The organism is Paenibacillus forsythiae T98, from assembly GCF_000520735.1.
GTDB lineage: Bacteria > Bacillota > Bacilli > Paenibacillales > Paenibacillaceae > Paenibacillus_AQ > Paenibacillus_AQ forsythiae.
The window spans coordinates 1-1,009 of sequence record NZ_ASSC01000669.1 but is presented as its reverse complement, the minus strand read 5'-3'; the positions used below and the strand labels follow the sequence as shown (position 1 = coordinate 1,009).

The 1,009-nt window shown below is 53.7% G+C and carries 1 protein-coding gene; it reads left to right on the top strand.

All coding sequences use genetic code 11. The features are described from left to right. Nucleotides 1-988: ABC transporter substrate-binding protein (locus L692_RS0120630; RefSeq protein WP_025701925.1), on the top strand; the 988-nt coding region annotated here is incomplete at its 5' end. Nucleotides 989-1,009 lie beyond the last annotated feature (21 nt).

The following is a 1,009-nucleotide window of genomic DNA, read 5'->3' as shown; positions in this document are numbered from 1 at the left end:
CGGAGCTAAAGACGATACAGCCGCAACTGCCGGCTCTGATGGCGGAGGCAAGGCCGGGGGCGGGAAATTAACGGTGTACTCCCCGAATGCGGCGGAAATCAACAACCCCATCATTAAAGAATTTCAAGACCGCACCGGCATTACGGTGGACTTGATCTCCGGAGGCACCGGGGAACTGCTGAAACGGGTGCAGGCGGAAGCCGGAAATCCGCTTGGCGATGTATTCTGGGCCGGCGGCGCCGACTCCCTGGAATCCTATAAAGAATATTTCCAGCCTTACAAGACCAAGGAGTTCGACAATTTGCTGCCGGCTTACGTGGACAAGAATTCCTACTGGACGCCATTCAACGCGCTGCCGATGGTTATTACCTACAACAAAGAGCTGGTGTCCGAGAATGAGCTGCCCAAATCCTGGGAGGATCTGCTTGATCCGAAATGGAAAGGCAATATCGCTTTTGCCGACCCGTCCAAATCCGGCTCTTCCTACACTCAGCTTGTGACGATGCTCACGGCGTTCGGCAAAGAAGACGGCAAGGGCTGGGATTACGTGAAGAAGCTGGTGGCGAATATGGACGGCAAAATCCTCTCCGGCTCAAGCCTGGTGCAGCGCGCCGTTCCGGACAAGGAATTCGCGCTCGGCATCACCCTTGAGGATGCGGCTCTTCGTTACATTGAAGGAGGCTCGCAAATCGGGATCATTTATCCGTCGGAAGGAACCTCTGCCGTACCTGACGGCGCAGCCATTATTAAAGACAGCAAAAATCTCGAACAGGCCAAGCAGTTCGTCGATTTCCTCGTAAGCAAGGACGCGCAGGAGATTGTGCAAAAAGAATTCAAGCGCCGCTCCGTACGGAACGATGTAGCTCCTGTAGAGGGTCTGCCTCAGACCGGCGACATCAAGCTCGTTGATTATAACTTTGACTGGGCTGCGGCCAATAAAGACGAAATTATTAAAAAGTTCACCCGGATCACGACTGGACAGGAATAACGCATCACGTATCAGGGAGAA